The organism is Acidovorax sp. LjRoot74 (assembly GCF_964254355.1).
Classification (GTDB): domain Bacteria; phylum Pseudomonadota; class Gammaproteobacteria; order Burkholderiales; family Burkholderiaceae_C; genus Acidovorax.
Genome location: NZ_CAXUTI020000001.1, coordinates 5,250,024 through 5,266,021 on the forward strand (window position 1 = coordinate 5,250,024; position 15,998 = coordinate 5,266,021).

Here is a 15,998-nt window from a genome sequence, read left to right on the forward strand (position 1 = left end):
CCATCTCGTTCGCAATTCTGGCATCGAATGTGCTTATTCGTGTAATCCTATTACTTCGAGGTGTGCAATGCAAACGTCTGGAACCAATCTGGTGCAGCATCCGCTGCCAACGCTTGAACTGCGGGGCCGCCGCAACCTGCTGGGCGCTGCGGCGCTGACCGCCGCCCTCACCCTGGCCTGCAGCGCCAGCTGGGCCCAAACGGCCCCCGCCACCCCATCCAAGGGCGGCGCCGCCAACCTCGCCATGGTGGGCGAGCCCCAGGGCCTGGACCCCATGGTGAGCACCGCCGACCTGGTGGGCACCATCATGCAGCACGTGTACGAGCCGCTGTACACCTTCGACGCCAACTGGGCCATCGCCCCCATGCTGGCCGAGGGCCTGCCCACCGTCTCCAAGGACGGGCTGACCTACACCATTCCCCTGCGCAAGGGCGTGAAGTTCCACAACGGCCGCGAGATGACGGCCGAGGACGTGGTGGCCTCGCTGCAGCGCTGGATGGAGCTGAACCCCCGTGGCAAGGCCGTGGGCAAGGAAGTGGCCTCGCTCACCGCCAAGGGCGCACTGGCGGTGGAACTGAAGCTGAAAAATCCTTACGCCCCGCTGCTAGCCCAGCTGGCCCTGCCCAGCGGCATGGCCGCCATCATGGCCAAGGAGAGCATTGCGCCCCAGCTCAAGGACTTCATCGGCACCGGCCCTTACCAGTTCAAGGAACGCCGCCCCGACCAGTTCACCGTGCTGGTGCGTTTTGACGGCTACGCCAGCCGCAAGGAAGCCGCCAGCGGCTACGCAGGCAAGCGCGAGGCGCTGCTCGATGAACTGCGCTTTGTGCCCGTACCCAGCGCCAATACGCGCGTCGAAGGCGCGCTCTCGGGCCAGTTCCAGTACGCAGACCTGCTGCCCGTGGAGGCCATTGGCCGCGTCGAAAAAGGCGCCCCCGCCGTGGTGCCCATCGTGACCAAGAACTTTGGCTTTCCGTACATCGTGTTCAACACCAAGGAAGGCGTGCTGGCCTCGCAGCCCCTGCGCCGCGCGGTGCAGACCGCCGTGGGCACGGGCGAGCTGCTGGCCGCAGGCTTTGGCGACAACCGATTCTTTGTGGTGGAGCCCAACTTCTTCCCCAAGGGCACGCCGTATTACTCGGACGCTGGCAGCAAGCTCTACAACGAGCGCAACCCGCAAGCCGCCAAGGACCAGGCAGCCAAGGCCAGCTACGGCGGCCAGCCCGTGCGCATCATGGCCAGCCGCCAGTACGAGTTCCACTACAACATGGCGCTGGTGATGTCCGAGCAGCTCAAGAAGGCGGGCTTCAAGACCGAGCTGCAGGTGGTGGACTGGGCCACGCTGGTGCAGCGCCGCAACGACCCCAAGCTGTGGGACGTGTACTTCACCCACTCGGGCCTGTTCCCCGAGCCCATGCTCTCGCCGCCACAGCTGGGTGATGGCGCGCCAGGCTGGTGGGACTCGGCCGACAAGAAGGCCGCGCTGGCTGCCTTCAACCAGGAGACCAACCCTGCCAAGCGCGGCCCGCTGTGGGGCAAGGTGCAGCAGGTGGTGTACGACGAAGTGCCGTTCATCGAAGTGGGCAAGTTCAATGGCTTGTCGGCCCGCTCGGCCAAGCTGCAAGGCTACACACCGGCCATCTGGCCGTTCTTCTGGAACACGGGACTGGCCAAGTAAGCAGGGGCAGACAGCACCATGATGCGATTTCTGTTGAAGCGCCTGGGCGGCGCCGTGGTGGTGCTGGCCCTGGTGGCAGTGCTGGTGTTCTGCCTCACGCGGCTGGCCTCAGGCGACCCGGTGGCGCTGCTGCTGGGTGACCAGGCCACCGCCGCCGACATTGCCCAGGCCCGCGCGCAGTATGGGCTGGACCAACCCCTGCCCGTGCAGTTTGCGCTGTGGGTGGGCGAGCTGCTGCAGGGCAACCTGGGGCAGTCGCTGTTTCTGCAGCGCCCCGTGGCCCAGGCCCTGCTGGAGCGGGCCGAGCCCACGCTGTTCCTCGCGCTGTTTGCCGTGGGCATTGCCGCGCTGGTGGGCGTGCCCTGCGGCATGGCCGCCGCCGTCTGGCGCGGTAGCGCCACTGACCAGGCCGTGAGCGGCGTGGCCATGCTGGGCGCGAGCGTGCCCAGCTTCTGGTTGGGCCTCATCCTCATCCAGCTGTTTGCGGTCAAGTTGGGGTGGTTTCCCGCCTCGGGCTATGGCGACCCCACGGCCACGCTGGGCGAGCGGCTGTCGCACCTCATGCTGCCCGCGCTGGTGCTGGGGCTGCTCAATTCAGCGCTCATCATCCGTTTCACGCGCGCGTCCATGCTCGACATCCTGGGCGAAGACTACGTGCGTACCGCCCGCGCCAAGGGCCTACCCGAGGGCACCATCATGGTCAAGCATGTGCTGCGCAATGCGCTGGTGCCCATCGTCACCGTGCTGGGGCTGACCATGGCGCTGATGATTGGTGGCACCGTGGTGACCGAGACCGTCTTCAACCTGCCCGGCGTGGGCAACCTGGTGGTGCGGGCCGTGCTGCGGCGCGACTACCCCGTGATCCAGGGCACGCTCTTGATGATTGCCGCCATCTACGTCTTCATCAACCTGGCCATCGACTTTCTGTACACGCTGGTGGACCCCCGTATCCGCCTGGAAGCCCCATGAACCCGAGCCCTTCTTTCTGGCACCGCCTGCGGGCCGTGCTGCGCCGCCTGTTCGCCCGCAAGGTGGTGCTGGCTGCAGCCATCGTGATTGCACTGGTGGCCACCGTTGCCGTTGTGTTCCCCTGGGTGTCTGACGCCGACCCCAACGCCCTGTCCATCAGCGAGCGCCTGCACGCGCCTTCGGGCGCGCACTGGGCAGGCACCGACGAACTGGGCCGCGACGTGTTGCTGCGCATCGTGCACGGCGCGCGCTACTCGCTGCTGATTGGCCTGGTCACCGCTGCGGGCGCCGTACTGCTGGGCACGCTGCTGGGCATGCTGGCGGGGTTCTTCCGCAAGCTCGACGCCCCGCTGATGCGCTTGGTGGACGCGATGATGTCCTTCCCCGACATCCTGCTGGGCATTGCCCTCGTGTCCATCCTGGGCGTGTCGCTGTGGAACGTGATGCTGGCGCTGGTCATCGTCTACACCCCGCGTGTGGCCCGCGTGGTGCGCGCCACCACGCTGGTGCTGCGCGAGCTGCTGTTTGTGGACGCAGCACGCGCCCTGGGCGTGCGCACGCACCTCATCCTGTGGCGCCACATCCTGCCCAACCTCATGTCGCCCATCCTGGTGCAGGTGACGTTCATCTTTGCCTACGCCATCCTGGCCGAGGCGGGCCTGTCCTTTCTGGGCGTGGGCGTGCCGCCCGACATCCCCACCTGGGGCACCATGATTGCGGGCAGCCTGGACTATGCCGACAAGGCGTTCTGGACCATCTTTGCCCCCGGCGTGGCCATCGTGCTCACGGCCCTGTCGCTGCAGATGCTGGGTGACGGCGTGCGCGACCTGCTCGACCCCAAACTGAAGAAGACCGTATGACCTCCCCCACGATGAGCGCCGCGCCCCGGCTCGAAGTCAGCGGCCTGTCCACCTCGTTCGCCACCGATGCAGGCCGCATCCAGAGCGTGGCCGATGTGTCCTTTGCCATCCACCCCGGCGAGACGCTGGCGCTGGTGGGCGAATCGGGCTCGGGCAAGTCGGTGACCAGCCTCACCCTCATGGGCCTGCACGCCCGCACCTCGCAGGCGCAGGTCACGGGCCAGGCCTGGTTTGTGCAGCGCGACGGCCGCAAGGTCGATTTGCTGGCGATGCCCGAGGCCGAGAAGCGCACGCTGCGCGGCAACGAGCTGGCCATGATCTTCCAGGAACCCATGACCAGCCTGAACCCGGTGCTGACGGTGGGCGAGCAGATTGCCGAATCGGCCCGCCTGCACCTGAAGATGGACCGCAGCACCGCGCTGGCCCACGCCCGCCGCATGCTGGAGCTGGTCGAGATCCCCGCCGCTGCGCAGCGCGTGCACGAGTACCCGCACCAGCTCTCGGGCGGCATGCGCCAGCGCGTGATGATTGCGCTGGCCATGGCCTGCAACCCCACGCTGCTGATTGCCGACGAACCCACCACTGCGCTGGACGTGACCATCCAGGCGCAGATCCTGTCGTTGATGGGGCGGCTGCAGAAAGAGACCGGCATGAGCATGCTGTTCATCACGCACAACCTGGGCGTGGTGGCGCAATACGCCGACGCCGTGGCCGTGATGTACGCCGGGCGCATCGTGGAGTCCGCACCTGTGCACGACCTGTTCGCACGGCCCGAGCACCCCTACACGCGCGGCCTGCTGGCCTGCCTGCCCGGCGTGGCCCGGCGGCAAGCCCTGGCCGCAGGCACACCCGCCCGCGGCCGACGGCAACTGGTGGCCATACCGGGCCAGGTGTCCAGCCCGCTGGCGCCACCACCCGGCTGCGCCTTTGCGCCGCGCTGCGCCCGCCAGCAACCCGACTGCACCCACGCCATGCCCGCGCTGGAGGCTGCTGGCCCACGCCGCATGGTGCGCTGCCTGCACCGCGAGGAACACGCCGAACCCGCCGAGGTGAGCGCATGAACGCCGTCCTGAACCCACACCCCACCATGGCCCCGACCGATACCGCTGCACCGCTTTTGGAAATTGCCCACCTGCGCAAGCACTTTGGCAGCGGCCCGCACCCCGTGCGCGCGGTGGACGATGTGAGCTTCACCATCCGCCGGGGCGAGACCCTGGGGCTGGTGGGCGAATCGGGCTCGGGCAAGAGCACCATAGGCCGCCTGCTCACGCGCCTGGTGGACCCGACGAGCGGCACCATGCGCTACCACGGCGGCGCTGCGCAACAAGACCTGGCCCAGCTCTCGCAGTCGCAATACCGGCCGCTGCGCTCGCAGATCCAGATCATTTTTCAGGACCCGTACGCCAGCCTGAACCCCCGTATGCGCATCCGCGATGTGCTGGCCGAGGCGCTGGATACGCACGGGCTGGCCAAGGGCGCTGCACGCCTACCGCGCATCCACCAGCTGCTGGAGCAAGTGGGCCTCAGGCCCGAGCATGCCGAGCGTTTTCCGCACGAGTTCTCGGGCGGGCAGCGCCAGCGCATTGGCATTGCGCGCGCGCTGGCGGTGGAGCCCCAGTTCATAGTGGCCGACGAGCCGCTGTCGGCGCTGGACGTTTCGATCCAGGCACAGGTGGTGAACCTGCTGGGCGAGCTGAAAGAGCAGCTGGGCCTGACGCTGCTGTTCATCTCGCACGATCTGGATGTGGTGGAGTACCTGTGCGACCGCGTGGTGGTGCTGTACCTGGGCCGGGTGATGGAGATTGCCCCGACCGAGGCGCTGTACGCCACGCCCCAACACCCTTACACCCAGGCCCTGCTGGCCGCCGCGCCCATCCCTGACCCCGCCCAGCGCCGCAGCATTGCGCTGCTGCAAGGCGACCTGCCCAGCCCGGCCAACCCGCCCTCGGGTTGCGTGTTCCGCACCCGCTGCCCACAGGCCGAGGCGCGCTGCGCCAGCGCCGACATGCAGCTGCGCGAAGTGGCCCCCGGCCATATGCACGCCTGCTGGAAAACCGCACCTTCTCATCCCGCACCATGACCGACTTCCTACTCGACCACCGCTGCAAGGGCTACCCGCTGCACGCCACCCCCTGCCGCCCTGCCGACCTGGGCCAGCGCGGCTGGAACGTGCTGGCGGGCGACCTGCCCTTGCCCATTGCCGTCATCCGCGAAAGCGCCCTGGCCCACAACCTGGCCTGGATGCAGGCCTATGCCGAGCGCAAGGGCGTGGCCCTGGCGCCGCACGGCAAGACCACGCTGTCGCCCGAGCTGTTTGCAGAGCAGCTGCAGGCAGGCGCATGGGGCCTGACCTTTGCCACCGTGTACCAGCTCAGCGTGGGGGTGGAGGCCGGTGCGCGCCGCGCCATCATCGCCAACCAGGTGCTGGGCGATGCCGACCTGGACGGCCTGCACGCGCTGCTGCAGCGCCACGCCGACCTGCGCGTGTGGTTCCTCATCGACAGCCTGGCGCAGTTGCGCTGCATTGAAGACTGGGCCGAGCGGCGCGGCCACACCGCGCGCGGCGAAAAGCGCCTGGACACCCTGCTGGAGATGGGCGTGCCCGGCCAGCGCACCGGCTGCCGCACGCTGGAAGAGGCTTTGGCGCTGGCCCAGTCCATCGCCCAATCGCCTGCCGTGCAACTGGGCGGCGTGGAATGCTACGAAGGCGGCGTGGCCCGCTGCGACAGCGAGCACGATGCACGCGAAGTCACGGCGCTGGTGCGCCGCGTGACCGAAGTGGCCCGCGCGTGCGATGCGCAGGGCTTGTTTGCCGATGCCGAGATCCTGCTCACCGCAGGCGGCTCGGCCGTGTTCGACCTTGTCATCCCGCTGCTGCGCACGCAGGGCTTGTCCAAGCCCGTGTTGGGCGTGCTGCGCTCGGGCTGCTACATCACGCACGACCATGGCAACTACCAGCGCTTCTTGAAGCACGTGGAGCAGCGCGAGGGGCTGGACGCCTCGCTGCGCCCCGCGCTCGAAGTCTGGACCCTGGTGCAATCGGTGCCCGAACCTGGGTTGGCCCTGCTCAGCGGCGGGCGGCGTGATGTCTCGTACGATCTGGAGATGCCCGTGCCCGTGCGCTGGGCGCCGCGCCACGAGCGCCGCGCCGCCAGCGCCCCCAAAGGGTGGACGGTGAGCGCGCTCAACGACCACCACGCCTACCTGCGCTACGACCCCGCAACAGGCCCCGCCCCCGCCGTGGGCGACCGGGTGGCCCTGGGCATTTCGCACCCCTGCACCACTTTTGACAAATGGCGCTGGCTGCCCGTCGTGGACGACGAAGGCACCATCACCCGCGCCATCAGCACCCGTTTTTGACCATGTCCAAAGCTACCCCTACCAGCCTGCTGCAACAACTGCGCGAGCGCCAGCCCGAACTGCCCGAGGCGCAGCGCAACGTGGTGCGCGTGGTGCTGGACGACCCGCGCGCCGCGGTGGTCGCCACCGTGGAGCAACTGGCGCAGCAGGCGGGCGTGTCCATGCCCACCATCGTGCGCACCTGTCGCAGCTTTGGCCACGACTCGGTGCGCGAATTCATGGTCGCCCTGGCGCAGGACCTGGCCGTTTCGGGCTCGCACCTGCACCGCAGCGTGCTGGCCGATGACAGCGCGCAGGACGTGGCCAGCAAGATCGTGCACGCCGCCGTCTCGTCACTGACCGAGCTGGGGCGCAACCTGGATGCCGAGGTGCTCGACCAGGTGGCCGAGCGGCTGGCACAAGCGCGGCGCATCGACTGCTATTCGGTCGGTGCGGCATCGACCTTCATGGCCAGCGAGCTGCAAAGCCGCCTGTTCCGCCTGGGCTGCACGGCCAACGCGATTTTTGATGCGCACCAGCAACTCGTGTCGGCCAGCACGCTGGGGCCCGATGGCGTGGCCTTTGTCATCTCGCACGTGGGGCGCATGCCCTATGCGCTGGAGGCCGCGCGGTTTGCCCGCTCGCAAGGCGCCACCTTGGTGGCCCTGACCCAGCCCGGCACCCCGCTGGCCGAGGTGGCCGACCTGGTCCTGGCCGTGTCTGTGCCGCAAGATGCCGTGATGCGCGTGGGCACCGAGGCCTATCTGGCCCATCTGGTGGTCATCGAGATCCTGACCGTGCGCCTGGCGCAAAAGCTGGGCCCTGTGGCCACCCGCGGGCTGCAGCAGTTCAAGCAGCTACTGCACAAGCACGGTTTTGACAGTGCCGAGTACGTCGGTGCCTTTGACAGCCACGCGGGCCCGAACCCATCAAGCGCCACCAGCCATCCCACAGACCCATCGCGCGGCCGGGCCGCAGAGGAATGACATGGCGCATGCAACGCTGCTGAGCAATGGTCGCATCGTGGACGGCACGCCCCGCCCCGGCTGGGTGGGTGATCTGCTGATCGAAGGCGACCGCATCACCGCCCTGGCCCCGTACGGCCAGATCGACCCCGCAGCCCTGGCCCGTGCCCGGGCCTGCGCAAACTTCACCGAGGTGGACTGCACCGGCCGCGTGATCGCCCCCGGCTTCATCGATGTGCACACGCACGACGACGCCGCCGTGCTGGACGCGCCCACCATGCTGCCCAAGCTCTCGCAGGGCATCACCACCGTCATCGTGGGCAACTGCGGGATCTCGCTGGCCCCGGTGGTCACCGACAGCCCGCTCGCCCCGCTCTCGCTGCTGGGGCGCCTGCAGTTTCGCCATGCCAGCATGGCCGATTACGCCCGCGCCGTGGACGCCGCCCAGCCCGCCGTGAACGTGGCCGCGCTGATGGGCCACACGGCCCTGCGCATGCGCCACCTGGCCGACCTGCGCCAGACGGCCACTGCCGACGAGCGCGCCGCCATGGCCGCTGACATGGAAGAAGCCATGGCCGCCGGAGCGCTGGGCCTGTCGTCGGGCATCTTCTACAGCGAGGCGTATGCGGCCGATGTCGAGGAACTGGTGGCCGTGGCATCGGTAGCGGCACGCCACGGCGGCGTGTACGCCACGCACATCCGCGACGAGCTGGCGGGCATCCTGCCAGCACTACAGGAGGCGGCACTCACCGCACGCCAGTCGGGCCTGCCGCTGGTGATCTCGCACCACAAATGCGCGGGCCCCGCCAATTGGGGCCGCACGCGCGAGACGCTGCCGCTGATCGATCAGCTGGCCCAGCAGCAAGAGATTGCGATGGACGTGTACCCCTATACGGCAGGCTCCACTGTGCTACGCGAGGATCTGGTGGACGGCATCATCGACATCCTCATCACCGGCAGCCAGCCGCACCCCGAAATGGCCGGTCGCTACCTGGCCGACATTGCGCGCGAGTGGGGCGTGCCCCAGCAAGAAGCCGCCGTGCGCCTCAAGCCTGGCGGGGCCTGCTACTTCCAGATGCGCGAGGACGATGTGGAGCGCGTGATTGCGCACCCGTTGTCCATGATCGGATCGGACGGGCTGCCGCACGACGAGCGCCCGCACCCGCGCCTGTGGGGCGCGTTTCCGCGCGTGCTGGCCTGCTACTGGCGCGACAAGGGCCTGCTGCAGCTGGAAGAAGCGGTGCACAAGATGACGGGTTTGTCGGCCCAGCGTTTTCGCCTGGGCGGGCGTGGCCTGCTGCAGGCGGGCTACATGGCCGATGTGGTGGTGTTTGACCCAGAGCGGATACGCGACCTGGCCACGTTCGAGCAACCCCAGCAGTTCAGCGAGGGCATTGAGCAGGTGTGGGTGAACGGTGTGCTGAGCTACACCGCCACGCAACGCGCCACCGGGGCGCGGGCGGGCCGCTTTGTGCGGCGGCAGGGCGGGTCGCAGGCGGCTGCTCCACAGCGCGAGTCAGCCGCAATTGCTATCAAATAAATAGCTTAAAGAGCATGCCTGTCGCGCGCAGAGGGCTACTTTTACTTCAATTATTTGGCGGGACGGGTGAGCGACAGGCGCCGCATGAGCTGCTGCACCAGGTCGGTCCGCATGTTGCGGTAGAGCAGCGCTTCTTCGGCCTCTTTGGCCAAGGCGATGGTTTCGTTGTAGCTGATGTCGCGCTGCTGCAGCAGCTCGGTCTCGGGGATCAGCTCTGCGCCTGCAGGGGTGCGCAGGCGGAACTTGATGCGCAGGCGCAGCTGCAGCTCGCGCACCTGGCCCGAGGCATTGAGCCCCACCACCGCGCGCTCCTGCTGCTCCTGCAGCAGGTCCAGAATGGCCTCGGCCGTGGGCATGGCCGCCGGGTCGCGCAGCAGCTGAAGCTGGCCGCCCGATCCCTCCAGCGTGCGCTGCAGCTCCCGCGCCAGGGGTGAACTGGCGGGGGCTGCAATGTATAGCGAGCCAAACCCAAACTCCGGCACGCCGCGCAGCCGGAATCCGCAGGCAGACAACAGGGCCACCGGGGCCAGGCTGAGCAGGGTGCGTTTGTTCATGGGGTCAGACCACCACGTTCACCAGACGACCGGGCACCACGATCACGCGCTTGGGCGCCGCATCGGCAGCCTGGGCCGTGAAGGCCTCGCTGGCCAGCGCAATGCGTTCGATCTCGGCCTTGTCGGCCTGGGCGGGCACGTGGATGGAGCCACGCAGCTTGCCGTTGACCTGCAGCATGAGTTCGATCTCGTCCTGCACCAAGGCGCCGGCATCGACCTGCGGCCAGGGGGCGTCGAGCAGGTCGCCCAGCGTACCGGCGTAGCCCAGGCCTTGCCACAGACTGTGCGCGATGTGGGGCGTAGCGGGGTACAGGCAGCGCAGCAGGATGCCAAAGCCTTCGATCAGCGCCACCTGGGCACCGGCCGAATCGGTGGCCTTGAAATCCTCGAGCGCGTTGATCATCTTCATCGCACCCGAAACCACGGTGTTGTACTGCATGCGCTGGTAGTCGTAGTCCACCTGCTTGAGCACGGTGTGGATCTCCAGACGCAGGGCCTTGGCTTCCTTGCCAAATTCAACGTCTTTCAGGCTGCTAGCGCTTGCCACGCTTGCGGTAGCAGCTCCCATATCCATAGCAGACAGCTTCACGCCGAAGTTCCACACGCGGCGCAGGAAGCGGTAGCTGCCTTCCACCGCCGCGTCGTTCCACTCCAGGGTGGCTTCGGGCGGGGCGGTGAACATGGTGTACAGACGGGCGGTGTCGGCGCCGTACTTCTCGATCAGGTCCTGCGGGTCCACGCCGTTGTTCTTGGACTTGGACATGGTGCCCACGCCCTCGTAGTCGATGGGCGTGCCCACGGGCAGCATGCCGTCGCCGCTGGTGGCTTCGTTCTTGAGCTTGGCGCCGATGATCTTGCCACCTTCGTCCAGCACATGCTCCACGTCGTGTGGCCAGAAGTAGTCCTTGCCGCCCTTGGCGGTGCGGCGGCTGTAGATGTGGTTGAGCACCATGCCCTGCGTGAGCAGCTTCGTGAAGGGCTCGTCCACCTTGACCAGGCCCAGGTCGCGCATGACCTTGGTCCAGAAGCGCGCGTACAGCAGGTGCAGGATGGCGTGTTCGATGCCGCCGATGTACTGGTCCATGCCGCTGCCGCCAGTGGCATGTTGCTGGTCACGCATCCAGTAGGCGGTACCGTCCGCCACCATCGCGTCGGCATTCTTGGGGTCGCAATACCGCATGAAGTACCACGAGCTGTCCACGAAGGTGTCCATGGTGTCCGTCTCGCGGCGGGCCGCCTTGCCGCACACGGGGCAGGTCACACCGGCGTGAAAGCCTTCGTGCTTGTGCAGCGGGTTGCCCGAGCCGTCGGGGATGCAATCTTGCGGCAGCACCACAGGCAAGTCTTTTTCGGGCACGGGCACGGCGCCGTGCTCTTCGCAGTGGATGATCGGGATCGGCGTGCCCCAGTAGCGCTGGCGGCTCACGCCCCAGTCGCGCAGACGCCAGGTGGTCTTCTTCTCACCCAGGCCCTTTTGCTCCAGCGCATGGGCCACGGCGTTCACCGCGTCCTTGTAGTTCAGGCCGCTGAAGCTGTCGGAGTTGATGGTGACGCCGCGCTGCTTGTCGCCGTACCAGTCATTCCACTGGTGGTAGTCAAAGTGCTCGCCATCGACCAGCACGACTTGCTTGATCTCGATGCCGTACTTGAGGGCGAACGCAAAGTCGCGCTCGTCGTGCGCGGGCACGCCCATCACGGCGCCGTCGCCGTAGCCCATCAGCACGTAGTTGCCGACCCAAACCTCGACCTTTTCGTCGGTCAGCGGGTGCGTGACGAACAGGCCCGTGGGCACGCCCTTCTTCTCTTGCGTGGCCAGCTCGGCCTCGGTGGTGCCGCCGCTCTTGCATTCTTCGATGAAGGCCTTGAGCGCGGGGTTGGTCTTGGCGGCATGGGCCGCCAGGGGGTGCTCGGGCGCCACGGCGCAGAAGGTCACGCCCATGATGGTGTCGGCACGCGTAGTGAACACGTACATCTTGCCGTCGCCAATCAGCGCGCCGCCGTCGCCCGCGATGTCGTGCGTGAACGCAAAACGCACGCCTTCGCTCTTGCCGATCCAGTTTTCCTGCATCAGCTTCACGCGCTCGGGCCAGCCGGGCAGCTTGTCGCCGGTCACAAAGCCCAGCAGCTCTTCGGCGTAGTCGGTGATCTTGAGGTAGTAGCCGGGGATCTCACGCTTTTCCACGGTGGCGCCCGTGCGCCAGCCCTTGCCGTCAATCACCTGCTCGTTGGCCAGCACGGTCTGGTCCACCGGGTCCCAGTTCACGACCTGGGTCTTGCGGTAAGCAATGCCCTTTTCCAGCATTTTCAGGAACAGCCACTGGTTCCACCGGTAGTACTCAGGGTCGCAGGTGGCGACTTCGCGGCTCCAGTCGATGGCCAGGCCCATGGCCTGCATCTGCTTCTTCATGTACGCGATGTTTTCGTACGTCCACTTGGCCGGTGGCACGCCGTTCTTGAGCGCTGCGTTCTCGGCGGGCAGGCCGAAGGCGTCCCAGCCCATGGGCATCAAGACGTTGTGGCCGTTCATGCGCAGGTAGCGCGTGAGCATGTCGTTGATGGTGTAGTTGCGCACGTGGCCCATGTGCAGCTTGCCGCTGGGGTAGGGCAGCATCGAGCAGGCGTAGAACTTCTTCTTGCTGGCATCTTCCGTCACGCGGTAGGCGTCGGTGGCGGTCCAGTGGTCGTGCGCGGCGCGTTCGACGTCTTGGGGAGAGTATTTGTCTTGCATGGGGGCTCGGGGTGAGAGAAGAGTGCAGCCGCTGGCCGCGCTGCAGGGATTTTAGGCGGTCAGGGCCCTGCCCCAGCGGGCCACTGGTCCGGGCGCGTCAGCGCGACGGGGCAGGAGGCGCGGGTGGGGCGGGACTTGCAGCCGGTTCGGCCACAAATCCGATGCGCTGCAGCCCGGCCAGGTGGGCCGCACCCATGACCTCGACTACACGGCCATAGGGCACGGCAGCGTCGGCGCGCAGTTGCACCTCGGTGTCCGGGCGCTCTGCGCCAATGCGGCGCAGGCGCTCGGCCAGCGCGGCCTGCGACAGGGGCTGGTCATCCAGAAACGCCTGGCCCGAGGCATCGACCACCAGGGTGACGAACTGCGGGGCCGTGCCGGGCGTGGCACCCTCGGTGCGCGGCAGGTCCAGCCGGATGGAGCTGGCCAGCAGCGGTGCCGTGAGGATGAAGATGACCACCAGCACCAGCATCACGTCCACCAGCGGCGTCATGTTGATGTCGCTCATGGGTTGCGGCCCGGCGGTGCGTTCGAGTCGTCCGAAACTCATGCCCCCACGCTCCCCGCTGCGCGTGGTCCGCTGCCCCCCAAGGGGGCTGACCCGCCTTGGGACGGCCCGGCGGCGGGTCGGCTCGCGTTGCCCAGACCTTCTGTGGAGCCCGCCAAACTCTGGACGGGCGCCGTGTCGATGAGCAGCTCGCGCAGGTCGCGCGCAAAACCTTCCAGGTCAGCCTCGATGCGGCCAACCAGACGGCCAAACACGTTGTAGGCCAGCACCGCAGGGATGGCGACGGCCAGCCCTGCAGCGGTCATGACCAGGGCTTCGCCCACAGGGCCGGAGACCCGGTCGATGGTGATCTGCCCTGCCCCCGCCATGGCAGTGAGCGCATGGTAGATGCCCCACACGGTACCCAGCAGCCCCACGAAGGGCGCCGTGGAGCCCACCGTGGCCAGCAGCACCTGGCCAAACTGCAGGCGCCCCAGCACATCGTGCAGGGCATCGCGCAGCACCCGCGTGAGCCGCTGCGACAGGCTGCCCGCCGTAGCCAGCGAGGCCGGAGTATCTTGAACAGTCGGATTTGCTATCGAATTTGCAGCAACCACCAGAGGCAGGACAAGCGCAGCGCGGTCAAAAGACTGCAAACGCTGCGCAGCAAGGTCTATGGAGGGCGCCTGCCAGAACGCTGCCGTGCAACGCGCCACATCGGCCACGGCCTGGCGCATGAGCCGCAGCTTCCACACGATGACCACCCAGCTCGCCACCGACATGGCCAGCAATACCAAGGCCGCTCCCTGCGTCACGGCATCGCCCTGGCGCCACCAGTGAAGAGCGTCCATGGGCGTCGGCGGGTCAGTTCAAGCCCAGCACGTCGAACATGTCGAACATGCCCGTCTTGTGTGCGGCCAGGAAGCGCACGGCGCGCAAGGCGCCCTGCGCATACGTGGCGCGGCTGGAGGACTTATGGGTGACCTCAATGCGCTCGCCAATGCCAGCAAACAGCACGGTGTGATCGCCCACGATGTCGCCACCCCGGATAGCAGCAAAGCCGATGGTGGAGGGGTCGCGCTCGCCCGTCACGCCTTCGCGGGCGTACACGGCGCAGTCCTTGAGATCGCGGCCCAGGGCGTCGGCAATCACCTCCCCCATCTTGAGCGCGGTGCCCGAGGGCGCATCCACTTTGTGGCGGTGGTGGGCCTCGATGATCTCGATGTCGTAGCCGGTGGCCATGGCCTTGGCAGCCATCTGCAGCAGCTTGAGCGTGACGTTCACGCCCACGCTCATGTTGGGCGAGAACATGACGGCGGTGCGTTGTGCATAGGCGTCGAGTTCGGCCTTTTGTGCATCGGTGAAGCCGGTGGTGCCGATGACGGCCTTCACACCCAGCTGGCTGCACACGGCCAGATGGGCCAGCGTGCCTTCGGGGCGGGTGAAGTCGATCAGCACGTCGGCATTCTTGAGGCCCGTTGCAATGTCGGCCGTGATGGCCACGCCGCTTGCATGGCCCAGAAAGGCGGTGGCGTCCGAGCCCACGGCGGGGCTGGAGGCCACGTCCAGCGCACCGGCCAGCACGCAGTCGTCGCTGGCACGGATGGCCTCGATCAGCATACGGCCCATGCGGCCCGACGCGCCGGCCACAGCCACGCGGCAAGGGGTGGTCACGGCGGCGGCGGGGGTTGAGGTCCCTGTCATGAAAATCCTGTTCGGTTGGGTGGCTGCACAGAGACAACCCCCTGTGCTGCGGGGCCGCTGGCGTCAGCGCGCAGGCGCGTCGAGCGGCGGGTAACTGGTGGGGGCTGGCGCAGTGGTCGCTGCCGCAGGGGCCTGGGCGGGTTTTGCGGAAGGCGGGTACTTGGCCAGCTGCTCCGGCGTGGCTTCCAGCGTGGGCACCTTGCCCTTGGCACCATCGCGCCCGCCCAGCGTGGCGACAAATTCCGTCTCCGAGGGCATTTCGTCGCCTTCGGAGCGCTCCAGGACATCGCCCTTGAAGAACACGGTCAGCTTGCGGGTCTGGATGTCTTCACCGGGGCGCTTGAGCGTGAACACGTACTCCCAGCGGTCCGAATGGAACAGGCTGGTGACCAGGGGCGTGCCGAGGATTTCGCGCACCTGCTGGCGACTCATGCCGGGTTGCAGGGCTTGCACCTGCTCGCGCGACACAAAGTTGCCCTGCACCACGTCCACCTTATAGGGTTTCACGATGCCGGCGATGCGGCTGCTGGCGCCATCCAGGCTGCCACAACCGGCCAGGGCAGCCATGCTGGCGCCGATCAACAGGACCAGGCCCAGGCGGGCGCTGCAACGGGCTTTGACGGGCATGGGTAAAAGGGCTGAGGATATGATCGCCGCATTGTAGCGGCTGCCCCCCAGGCCTTGAGGTGGGGGCCAGCACCCGAAGGAACATGCCATGACCAACATCGACGAACTCAAAAGCACGGGACTCAAGGCCACGCTGCCCCGCCTGAAGATCATGGAGATCTTCCAGAAAGGCACGCAGCGCCACATGACGGCCGAAGACGTGTTCCGCGTGCTGCTGGAGGAGCGCTCGGACATTGGCCTGGCCACCGTGTACCGGGTGCTCACGCAGTTCGAGCAGGCGGGCATCCTGATTCGCAGCAACTTCGAGAGCGGCAAGGCGGTGTATGAGCTCAACGAGGGCCAGCACCACGATCACTTCATCTGCACGTCCTGTGGCAAGGTGGAGGAGTTCTACGACGCCGAGATCGAAAAGCGCCAGCATGCCGTGGCCAAGGCCAAGGGCTGGCTGGTGCAGGACCACACGATGGCGTTGTACGGCCAGTGCGCCGATTGCGCAAAAAAAGGGTAACCCCCTGAGTCGCTTCGCGCCAGCCCCCTGAAGGGGGAC

15 protein-coding genes are annotated in these 15,998 nt (G+C 67.4%); 9 read left to right on the plus strand and 6 right to left on the minus strand.

The genetic code is table 11. The features are described 5' to 3' along the window. Positions 1–67 precede the first annotated feature (67 nt). The 8 genes from ACSQ3O_RS24930 to ACSQ3O_RS24965 are packed head-to-tail and all read left to right on the plus strand — an operon-like array spanning position 68 to position 9,351. Positions 68–1,678 (plus strand): ABC transporter substrate-binding protein, encoded by a 1,611-nt coding sequence (locus ACSQ3O_RS24930; protein WP_137749193.1) that lies wholly within the window; start codon positions 68–70, stop codon positions 1,676–1,678. Between the two features lie 18 nt (positions 1,679–1,696). Beyond that, positions 1,697–2,647, plus strand: coding sequence for an ABC transporter permease (locus tag ACSQ3O_RS24935; RefSeq protein ID WP_436140816.1), 951 nt, complete (start codon positions 1,697–1,699; stop codon positions 2,645–2,647). Beyond that, positions 2,644–3,507, plus strand: a complete 864-nt coding sequence (locus ACSQ3O_RS24940; protein WP_137749195.1) for an ABC transporter permease — start codon at positions 2,644–2,646, stop codon at positions 3,505–3,507. The genes ACSQ3O_RS24935 and ACSQ3O_RS24940 overlap by 4 nt, the downstream gene beginning before the upstream one ends. After that, positions 3,504–4,568: an ABC transporter ATP-binding protein gene (locus ACSQ3O_RS24945; protein ID WP_436140817.1), complete on the plus strand. Its 1,065-nt coding sequence runs from the start codon at positions 3,504–3,506 to the stop codon at positions 4,566–4,568. The genes ACSQ3O_RS24940 and ACSQ3O_RS24945 overlap by 4 nt, the downstream gene beginning before the upstream one ends. After that, the gene (locus tag ACSQ3O_RS24950; protein WP_436140818.1) at positions 4,565–5,587 is read left to right on the plus strand and encodes an ABC transporter ATP-binding protein; all 1,023 of its coding nucleotides are present in this window, start codon (positions 4,565–4,567) and stop codon (positions 5,585–5,587) included. The genes ACSQ3O_RS24945 and ACSQ3O_RS24950 overlap by 4 nt, the downstream gene beginning before the upstream one ends. Then, a complete protein-coding gene (locus ACSQ3O_RS24955; protein ID WP_436140819.1) occupies positions 5,584–6,867 on the plus strand; it encodes an amino acid deaminase in 1,284 nt (427 codons plus the stop codon). The genes ACSQ3O_RS24950 and ACSQ3O_RS24955 overlap by 4 nt, the downstream gene beginning before the upstream one ends. 2 nt (positions 6,868–6,869) lie before the next feature. Then, entirely contained in the window at positions 6,870–7,832 is a 963-nt protein-coding gene (locus ACSQ3O_RS24960; protein ID WP_436140820.1) for a MurR/RpiR family transcriptional regulator, read from the plus strand. A gap of 1 nt (position 7,833) precedes the next feature. After that, positions 7,834–9,351 carry an N-acyl-D-amino-acid deacylase family protein gene (locus ACSQ3O_RS24965; protein WP_436140821.1) on the plus strand — a complete coding sequence of 506 codons (1,518 nt, stop codon included), beginning with the start codon at positions 7,834–7,836 and terminating at the stop codon, positions 9,349–9,351. Positions 9,352–9,401: 50 nt separating this feature from the next. Here ACSQ3O_RS24965 and ACSQ3O_RS24970 read toward each other — a convergent pair whose 3' ends face one another. From ACSQ3O_RS24970 to ACSQ3O_RS24995, 6 genes are all read right to left on the minus strand, one after another. Then, positions 9,402–9,905 carry an LPS-assembly lipoprotein LptE gene (locus ACSQ3O_RS24970; protein ID WP_137749200.1) on the minus strand — a complete coding sequence of 168 codons (504 nt, stop codon included), beginning with the start codon at positions 9,903–9,905 and terminating at the stop codon, positions 9,402–9,404. 4 nt (positions 9,906–9,909) lie between these two features. Continuing rightward, complete coding sequence (gene leuS, locus ACSQ3O_RS24975) at positions 9,910–12,633, minus strand: leucine--tRNA ligase (protein ID WP_436140822.1); 2,724 nt, start codon at positions 12,631–12,633, stop codon at positions 9,910–9,912. Positions 12,634–12,730: 97 nt separating this feature from the next. Next, positions 12,731–13,183, minus strand: a complete 453-nt coding sequence (locus ACSQ3O_RS24980; protein ID WP_436140823.1) for an ExbD/TolR family protein — start codon at positions 13,181–13,183, stop codon at positions 12,731–12,733. After that, positions 13,180–13,971: a MotA/TolQ/ExbB proton channel family protein gene (locus ACSQ3O_RS24985; RefSeq protein ID WP_436140824.1), complete on the minus strand. Its 792-nt coding sequence runs from the start codon at positions 13,969–13,971 to the stop codon at positions 13,180–13,182. The genes ACSQ3O_RS24980 and ACSQ3O_RS24985 overlap by 4 nt, the downstream gene beginning before the upstream one ends. Positions 13,972–13,984: 13 nt before the next feature. After that, the gene (gene dapB, locus ACSQ3O_RS24990; protein ID WP_171012380.1) at positions 13,985–14,824 is read right to left on the minus strand and encodes a 4-hydroxy-tetrahydrodipicolinate reductase; all 840 of its coding nucleotides are present in this window, start codon (positions 14,822–14,824) and stop codon (positions 13,985–13,987) included. A 63-nt stretch (positions 14,825–14,887) separates the two neighbouring features. Continuing rightward, positions 14,888–15,451, minus strand: coding sequence for an outer membrane protein assembly factor BamE (locus ACSQ3O_RS24995; protein ID WP_137749205.1), 564 nt, complete (start codon positions 15,449–15,451; stop codon positions 14,888–14,890). Between the two features lie 88 nt (positions 15,452–15,539). Here ACSQ3O_RS24995 and fur point away from each other — a divergent pair, with 88 nt between their 5' ends. After that, positions 15,540–15,959, plus strand: coding sequence for a ferric iron uptake transcriptional regulator (fur, locus tag ACSQ3O_RS25000; RefSeq protein WP_137749206.1), 420 nt, complete (start codon positions 15,540–15,542; stop codon positions 15,957–15,959). The last annotated feature ends 39 nt before the right edge of the window (positions 15,960–15,998 follow it).